Raw genomic sequence first — 7,444 nt, 5'->3', positions numbered from 1 at the left:
CGCTACCACAGCGGCGCAACCAAACCGAGTCGGACATTCCTGGACGCGACCGCCGGCCTCGTTTGCTCGTCGCATGACGCAGAAGGACCGCGGCCCGGCCGAGTCCCGATGCGAGGAGGGAGCGATCGCGAGGGCGAACGAATGTGTCCTGATGCCGCCTGGCATCTTCTTCCAATCTCCCGTATCCACATCCCGCGACCGCCGCCGGGCGGAGCCGGGGCTGACCGCGCCCTAACCAGCTATTCATGGAACGAAGGTACGCTTCTTGCATTGCAGCATAGCAAGAGGACGAGAGGCTATGCAGGACGCTGAGAAATCCAACGTGGTGCAGTTCCGGGAGTACGCCAGTCGGCGCGTGAACCGCACGGCCGCCGAGCCGTCGGCTGCGGGCGGCGGACCAGGGCAACGCGGCGCCATCCTGGCATGGCCGCGCGGTCCGTCGCTCTATCCAGGCGGCATCGACGATCTGCCGGTCTAGCACCGGCGTCCCGCCGAACGGATGGTCTAACCGCTTGATTTGATTGAGTGGAGGCCACGACCAGAATTGAACTGGTGTAAACGGTTTTGCAGACCGCTGCGTAACCACTCCGCCACGTGGCCTTGTGGGCGGAGCAATATAGGCAATCGCGCGCTTAGGCAACCACTCTCGTCAGCCCATCCGAGCTGGCAGATCCCCCAGGTCCGGCTCCCCCATGGCCACCCGCGTGAGCGGTCGCGGTGACCGAGATCGGCACCACGCTGTCGACGCGTGAGACACCTCCGGCAACGGAGCGACACGCAACAATCCTGCGCCGGCGATGACGCAGGGCAGCGACGATTGTTGGACAGATCGCGGCGGAATCGCGCAGCGCGCCTTGATTTCGTCAGGTTGTGTTGATCTAGTTGTTCTATGTCAAGGTGCGCTGCGGGACGCGGGCTGAACAGCAGCATTCCCTGAACTCACACCACATCATGCGCAAAGATCAACGATGGACGATCACCCGACACGCCGTTCGGTGGTTCTCGGCACGCTTGGCGTCTGCGCATCTGTCGCTGCCGCGGCGGCGGATGATGACGATCCTCGCAAGGAGAAGCGGCCGCAAAAGGGCGACGTGCTCGTCTTCTCGGAAGGCGAGCGCGAAGGTCAGACGATCACGCTTGGCGACATGAAGCTCGGGGAGCCCCCGGTTCACGCGTGGCCGAAGGATCCGGTGAATGCCATCGTGCGCGATGGATCGCGCCTCAACGAGGTGCTGCTCGTCCGGCTCAAACCCAACGAACTCGACGATGACACGCGTCCGCGCGCCGCGGATGGCATCGTGGCGTATTCGGCGATCTGCTCGCATGCGGGATGCCCGGTGACGGCCTGGATCAAGGCCAGCGAGGGCAACGACGATGTCTTCAAGTGCATGTGCCACAACTCCGAATACGACCCGCGCCGCGGCGCGCAGGTCGTGTTCGGTCCTGCGCCGCGCCGGCTCGCCGCGCTGCCTCTCGTCATCCAGGACGGCGCGCTCGTGGTCGCCGCCCCCTTCATCGGAAAGGTAGGTGGCCAGCAGGGCTGATGAGAATCTCGTGCGCCTATCGGAATCGCATCGTCACGACCGCAACGGTCGTCAGGACCGAAACGTCGTGAGAACCGTCACGACGCGCAAAGAAGCGAAAACGAAAGCAGGGGAGGTTTATCCATGTCCATCACGTCCACGACGATCAAGCAATGGCTCCTGTGGAGCACCGTCGCGTTCACCTGTCTGGCCGCACCCGCCGCCAACGCCGGCCCGATCGAGAACTACAGTCCGGTCACGCCTGCGCGCCTTGAAAATCCCGAACCCGGCAACTGGATGCTCTATCGCCGCACCTATGATGGCCAGGGCTACAGCCCGCTCGACCAGATCAACACCACCAACGTCAAGAGCATGGTGCCGGTCTGGACCTTCGCCACCGGCGTGATCGAGGGACACGAGGCGCCGCCGCTGGTCAACAACGGCGTCATGTTCGTCACGACGCCGATGGGCCAGGTGATCGCGCTCAATGCCAAGACCGGCGATCAGTACTGGCGCTACAAGCGGGAGCTGCCCGAGGACCTGTTCCAGCTGCATCCGACCAACCGCGGCGTCGGCCTGTGGCAGGACAAGCTCTATCTCGCCACGACCGACGACCATCTGGTCGCGCTCGACGCCAAGACCGGCAAGGTGCTGTGGGACAAGAAGGTCCAGGACTACAAAAAGGGCCAGTATCTGACCCTGATGCCGCTCATCGTCGACGGCAGGGTGATGGTCGGCGGCTCCGGCGGCGAATTCGGCGTGCGCGGCTACGTCGCGGCCTACGACGCCGAAGACGGCAAGGAACTGTGGCGCACCTTCACGATCCCGGCCGAGGGCGAGCCCGGGCATGACACCTGGAGCGGCGACGACTGGAAGAATGGCGGCGGCTCCGCCTGGATGACCGGCACCTACGACAAGGACACCAAGACAGTGTATTGGGGTGTCGGCAACGCCGCGCCGTGGCCGGGCGGACTGCATCCCGGTGACAACCTCTATACCAGCTCGGTGATCGCGCTCGATCCCGCGACCGGCAAGATCAAGACGCATTTCCAGTATCACCAGAATGACTCATGGGACTGGGACGAGGTCGACGCGCCGATGCTGGTCGACCTGCAGCGCGACGGCCGCAGCTTCAAGAGCCTGATCCACCCCGGCCGCGACGCCATCTTCTGGGTGCTCGAGCGCACGCCCGAGCGCATCAACTACGTCAACGGCTGGACCTTCGTCCACACCGACGTCTGGAAGGGCATCGAGGCGGAGACTGGACGACCGGTCGTCGATCCCGCCCACAAGCCGACGCTCGGCAAGCGCGTCGATTTCTGTCCATCATTGTGGGGCGGCAAGGACTGGCCGTCGGCGGCCTACAGCCAGAAGACGCGTTTCGTCTACGTGCCCGCGAACGAGAATTTCTGCGGCGGCTTCACCGGCGAGAAGCTGCCGCTCGTTCCCGGACAGCTGTGGCTCGGCACCAAGGCCGAGGACATCGGGCTGACGGTGCTTCCTGGGGCCGACCATTTCGGCGAGTTGCAGGCCTGGGATCCGGCTTCCGGCAAGAAGGTGTGGTCGCACAACTTCCCGAAGTCGCAGCTGTTCGGCTCGGTGACGGCGACCGGCGGCGACCTCGTCCTCGTCGGCGGGACCAACGACCGGATGTTCCGGGCCTTCCATGCCAAGACCGGAGAGCTGTTGTGGGAGCAGAAGACGAACTCCGGGATCATGGGCATGCCGGTGTCCTATGAGGTCGACGGCACCCAGTACATCGCCGTCCAGTCCGGCTGGGGCGTCGACGCGCAACGCATCCAGGATGCGCTCGCCAAGGGCAACACCGGTCTCGAGGACAACGTCCCGCAGGGCGGCGTGGTCTGGGTGTTCGCCGTCAAGAAATAGCTGAGGTACTCCGCGTGGCGACGGCCACCTGCCGTCGCCGCGCAGGGACCATGCGATCCGTCAACTATCAAAACGTCGAGCGACAGTCCGGAGAGAAGGTGGCTTGGCACGCGGCGCAGACTACGGCTTGCCGCCTGCGATTGCGGATCGTCCTGGCCTCCTCGAACAAGGACACGGCAGCACGATCCGAACGCCTCGACAGGCTTGTGGTCGCGAGACGATTCTCCGATCGCGTCAGCAGGCGGCGAACCACCCGTCCGGGAACGGAATCAGTGGCCAAGCGCCCTGATTGTCGTTGGCAGCCTTCGGCAGCGGTAGAACTGAAAACATGCGGGCCATGGAATCGATCTCGAGTTCCGGCGCAATAGCCGTTCTTACAACGTCCATCAACAATTCGTATTCGGCTTCGTTCATCGTGACCTCGCGCAACCGCACGGACGATGCCAAAGCTCCACTGTGTTCAAATTGAGCAGATCGTTCAAATTCGAACGATCCAGCCCGAAGCGCCTAATTGGTTACCGGTGTCTTTCGCGCATGAAGGTACCGCAGTCTGCAGATCTCTGCTGTGAACGATCTCACATCCTGATGGAACTTTACCGGCGCTGCCAACTGCGCGCGGGCTCGGCCGCCGATGGGCGAATGCCGCGGGAATCCTGCATGTGGAGCGGGCGCCATCGGCGAGGCGCATCGGACAGGTGTCGCCAGCCGGCAGGACGTCATGCCGGTCGCGGAGCAGCTCTCCCTCGCGGCGGGCACTCATCCGGAATCGAGAACCCGGCAGCACAGCTGCGGTTTCAACCGTTGTCAGGCAGTGCGCCGGTCGGAGGGAAGGGCTACTCGCCGCGTTTCCCAGCGACTCACTGGCGTGTCATGACCGCAGCGTCCGGACAGACCGTTTCTTGCGCGAGGATGTCGCGCATCAGTTGCGACAGATCGCGTGGCTTGAACGGCTTGGCCAGACGATGCAACCCGACGATTCGGGCCGGCAGGCCGAGCAACTCGGCAGATCCTCGGTCCGATTCCAGCACCATGCCGGACATCATGACGATCGGCATGTTCGGCCGGGCCGCACGCGCGGCCCGGATCACGTCGTTGCCGTCCATGTCGGCAAGATTGAGGTCGATCAGGGCCGCCGCGAAATCGTCGCGCGCCACGGCATCCATGGCCAGACGACCGTCGGTCACCGTGGTGACGGCGTAGCCCTCGCGAACCAGGAGGTGCTGAATCACGCAGCAGACACCGACTTCGTCATCAACGACCAGGATGTTCGTCATGAGGCTTTCCTGACAGATGTGGATTCAGTGCCGGGTTGTCGCGCTTCGTGCAGCAGGCGCTGGCGAACCTCGATCGCGCTGTCGACCGCTTCGAGCAGATCGAGGATGTCGAACGGCTTCTGCAGTGCCGCGGTGGCGCCGAGCTTGATCGCCATGCCGAGGAAGTCGGGAGCTCCCTGCGTCTTGTCGGTGAAGGCGTAGCCGGAGATCGCGATGAACGGCACAGTCGGGTCGATCTTGATCAACTCGCGAATGGTCGCGATTCCATCCATGCCGGGCATGAACATGTCGATGACGACCGCGTCGAACGATACGCTGCCGATCAATCGGATGCCGGTCGGTCCGTCCGGCGCAAGGAACACACAGAACCGCTTCTTCTTCAGCAATGTTTCCAGCGCTGCGCGCGTGGCAGAATCATCATCAATAATGAGGACGGTAGGCATGGGCCACCTCAGTATCAGCGGGACTGAAGGACGCTCACGCTACGAAGACAATGGGCTGAGACTCGAAAATGACAAAGTGATTAACACTGAATTAGTTGGATGAGCTTTGCAACCAGGAGTTTTACGGGCATCGATCCCGTAGCTTTTATATGTTTCCTATCGTGCACAATTCCGCGCCGAATGAGCAGGCAATGTCGGGTGGCTTCCCCGAGTTGCCTTGGTCAGGCCGGCTTCAGCAGAGCGATCGTCACGAGGCCGGTTGCGATCAGCGCAGCGCAACCAAGCCGTTGCAGTGTCGCGCGCTCGTTCAGGAACGACACGCCGAGCAGAGTCGCAAACAGAACGCTGCACTCGCGGAAAGCCACCACGTTGGCGATGGGGTTGCGGCTCAATGCCCACAAGAACACGGCGAAGGAGATGAGCCCGAGGAGGCCCGCGACGAGCACGCGAAGCCGTGCGTGACGGAGCTCTCCCCAAATCTCCGGTCCGCGATAGAGGGCAGCCAGGATGAAGAACACGATGCTGTCGAGCACGATGATCCAGGCGGTGAATGATCCCCAGCCCTCCGGCTGACGCGTGCCGGATGCATCGACGACCGAGTAGCCGGCGACCATGGCGGCGGCGCAGATTGCCGCCCAAAGCGCCCGGCGGTCGATCATTCGCTCGAGGCGGTCGTGCGCAAGGCCGAAAATGCCAAGAACGATCATTGAGATACCGGCGAGCTGGCCCGGCGCTGGAATTTGCTGCAACGCCACAAAGGCGAACAGCGCTGCAAACAGCGGCACGGTGCCGCGCGCGATCGGATAGGCCCGGCCGAATTCCGCGGATCTGTAGGCTGCTGCGAGGCTGGCCTTGTATCCGGCGTGAAGGGCGAGCGAGACCAATATGATCGGCCAGGTCGACGCGGAAGGCGCCGGGACGAAGAACAAGACGGGCATGGCGACGATGCCGCTCACAAGCCCCATCCCTGCGAGAATCGAGAGGCCGCCTCCGGTCTTGACGATCGCATGCCAAGTGGCGTGAAGCAGACCGGCGAGCAGCATCAGAGTCGCGGCAAGGGGATCCAATGTCGCAAGCCTCGCTGCTCGATCCGCCGAGATCAGGTCTCGGGCCGCCAGCCGGTTGCGGCGAAGTAGGGGACCTGGTCATGGGCGAACGCCTGCCGCGAGATGATTCGGCTCGACGGCGACACCGCAAGCTGCTCCCATTCCTGCCGGTCGACGAAGCGCAGGCTTGCGATCTCGTCGCCATCGGGCGTGAGCGCTCCGCCCACGATGACGGCCTCGAACGCGATCACGGTGTAATAGGTCAGGTCGCCATTCGGATAGCGAATGAGGAATTCCGGACCGCCGAAAACACCCAGCAGCCGCTGCGGTCGAACGACCAGGCCGGTCTCCTCGAAGCATTCGCGGCTGGCCGCGTCGGCCGGATGCTCGTTGGGATCGATGGCTCCGCCGGGGAGCGTCCACAGGTTTGTCTCTGCGTCGCGCCCGAGCAGAATGCGGCCGGTGTCGTCGAACACGGAGATGGACACCGCCGTCGTCGCCAACAGGTCGTGGCCGATCTTGCTGCGGACGGCCTTGAGATGATCGGAAATCGGCATTGCGGCTCGTCGCTGGCAACAGGTTGGTCCCGCTTGCCCGAGCGCCGATATCTCGTCAAGGCGCCGGCGGCCACAGCGCCGTACGCGCCACACGTGAGTCGAGGCAGACGAAGACGGTTGTTGGATGCAGCAGCGACCCTACCAATCAGGGCCGGCATGATCGCGGACGTGCATCATAATGGAGCAGGGAGGCGAATGAGAACCATTCGGCGAGAGCCGGAATGGCTCCCCGGGCTGGATTCGAACCAGCGACCATTCGATTAACAGTCGAATGCTCTACCGCTGAGCTACCGAGGAACAGGCGAAGCAATCTTCGCGAACGGCGCTGCGTATAACAAAGCCTTTTCGCCTTGCATAGAACGAAATCGCGTCTTGGTGACAATTGCCGGCGTTTTAGCATTTTGACGAAAAATCAGTGGCTTAGATCGGTTTTGAACGCTGGATAGGCAGCCTGCGCCCACAGTTGGATGACAGGAATTTCACTTGGAGGGCGGCAGGCCGGCATCGATATTTCGATGGAACATGCCTCTGCCGGGGTCAGGAGTGTCGTCAGATGCCGAACACCATCGTCCAGTACACCCAAGCCGTCGCCGCGCCCTCGCTGATTCCCGATCCGGTCGAGCGACTCAGCGATGACGAGTGCCTGAACCGGCTGGCCGATGCCGTGAGGCGCGGCGATTCGGAGCGTCTCGACCAGATCGTGCAGCTCATCGG

General features: G+C 63.2%; 8 protein-coding genes and 2 tRNA genes. 3 read left to right on the top strand and 7 right to left on the bottom strand.

Translation table 11 applies throughout. The features are described 5' to 3' along the window. Positions 1-298 precede the first annotated feature (298 nt). Entirely contained in the window at positions 299-478 is a 180-nt protein-coding gene (locus tag BRAS3809_RS23855; protein ID WP_008964597.1) for a hypothetical protein, read from the top strand. Between the two features lie 48 nt (positions 479-526). Here BRAS3809_RS23855 and BRAS3809_RS23850 read toward each other — a convergent pair. Beyond that, positions 527-600 (bottom strand) — tRNA-Cys (locus BRAS3809_RS23850). A gap of 368 nt (positions 601-968) precedes the next feature. Between BRAS3809_RS23850 and BRAS3809_RS23845 the strand changes: the two genes are divergently transcribed. Together BRAS3809_RS23845 and BRAS3809_RS23840 are read left to right on the top strand one after the other, a co-directional pair. Beyond that, the gene (locus tag BRAS3809_RS23845; protein ID WP_008964596.1) at positions 969-1,544 is read left to right on the top strand and encodes a QcrA and Rieske domain-containing protein; all 576 of its coding nucleotides are present in this window, start codon (positions 969-971) and stop codon (positions 1,542-1,544) included. Between the two features lie 123 nt (positions 1,545-1,667). Then, on the top strand, positions 1,668-3,410 hold the full coding sequence (locus BRAS3809_RS23840) for a methanol/ethanol family PQQ-dependent dehydrogenase (RefSeq protein WP_008964595.1): 1,743 nt from the start codon (positions 1,668-1,670) through the stop codon (positions 3,408-3,410). 234 nt (positions 3,411-3,644) lie between these two features. Here BRAS3809_RS23840 and BRAS3809_RS23835 read toward each other — a convergent pair whose 3' ends face one another. The 6 genes from BRAS3809_RS23835 to BRAS3809_RS23810 form a co-directional block, all read right to left on the bottom strand. Beyond that, entirely contained in the window at positions 3,645-3,824 is a 180-nt protein-coding gene (locus tag BRAS3809_RS23835) for a hypothetical protein (protein ID WP_008964594.1), read from the bottom strand. A gap of 443 nt (positions 3,825-4,267) precedes the next feature. Next, positions 4,268-4,684 (bottom strand): response regulator, encoded by a 417-nt coding sequence (locus BRAS3809_RS23830; RefSeq protein WP_008964593.1) that lies wholly within the window; start codon positions 4,682-4,684, stop codon positions 4,268-4,270. Next, positions 4,681-5,127, bottom strand: a complete 447-nt coding sequence (locus tag BRAS3809_RS23825) for a response regulator (RefSeq protein ID WP_008964592.1) — start codon at positions 5,125-5,127, stop codon at positions 4,681-4,683. The genes BRAS3809_RS23830 and BRAS3809_RS23825 overlap by 4 nt, the downstream gene beginning before the upstream one ends. A 221-nt stretch (positions 5,128-5,348) precedes the next feature. After that, positions 5,349-6,170, bottom strand: coding sequence for an EamA family transporter (locus BRAS3809_RS23820; RefSeq protein WP_008964591.1), 822 nt, complete (start codon positions 6,168-6,170; stop codon positions 5,349-5,351). A 56-nt stretch (positions 6,171-6,226) separates the two neighbouring features. Further along, on the bottom strand, positions 6,227-6,730 hold the full coding sequence (locus BRAS3809_RS23815) for an NUDIX hydrolase (protein ID WP_008964590.1): 504 nt from the start codon (positions 6,728-6,730) through the stop codon (positions 6,227-6,229). A gap of 222 nt (positions 6,731-6,952) precedes the next feature. After that, positions 6,953-7,027, bottom strand: a tRNA-Asn gene (locus BRAS3809_RS23810). Positions 7,028-7,444: the final 417 nt, after the last annotated feature.

The organism is Bradyrhizobium sp. STM 3809 (assembly GCF_000239795.1).
Taxonomy (GTDB): Bacteria; Pseudomonadota; Alphaproteobacteria; order Rhizobiales; family Xanthobacteraceae; genus Bradyrhizobium.
Note: the sequence above shows the minus strand (reverse complement) of the source record. Positions and strands in the feature narration are given on the sequence as shown.

Bases quoted from the DNA above. Each gene is read 5' to 3' on its own strand.
- BRAS3809_RS23855 (WP_008964597.1), top strand. From the start codon at position 299: ATGCAGGACGCTGAGAAATCCAACGTGGTGCAGTTCCGGGAGTACGCC.
- BRAS3809_RS23845 (WP_008964596.1), top strand. From the start codon at position 969: ATGGACGATCACCCGACACGCCGTTCGGTGGTTCTCGGCACGCTTGGC.
- BRAS3809_RS23840 (WP_008964595.1), top strand. From the start codon at position 1,668: ATGTCCATCACGTCCACGACGATCAAGCAATGGCTCCTGTGGAGCACC.
- BRAS3809_RS23835 (WP_008964594.1), bottom strand. From the start codon at position 3,824: ATGAACGAAGCCGAATACGAATTGTTGATGGACGTTGTAAGAACGGCT.
- BRAS3809_RS23830 (WP_008964593.1), bottom strand. From the start codon at position 4,684: ATGACGAACATCCTGGTCGTTGATGACGAAGTCGGTGTCTGCTGCGTG.
- BRAS3809_RS23825 (WP_008964592.1), bottom strand. From the start codon at position 5,127: ATGCCTACCGTCCTCATTATTGATGATGATTCTGCCACGCGCGCAGCG.
- BRAS3809_RS23820 (WP_008964591.1), bottom strand. From the start codon at position 6,170: ATGCTGCTCGCCGGTCTGCTTCACGCCACTTGGCATGCGATCGTCAAG.
- BRAS3809_RS23815 (WP_008964590.1), bottom strand. From the start codon at position 6,730: ATGCCGATTTCCGATCATCTCAAGGCCGTCCGCAGCAAGATCGGCCAC.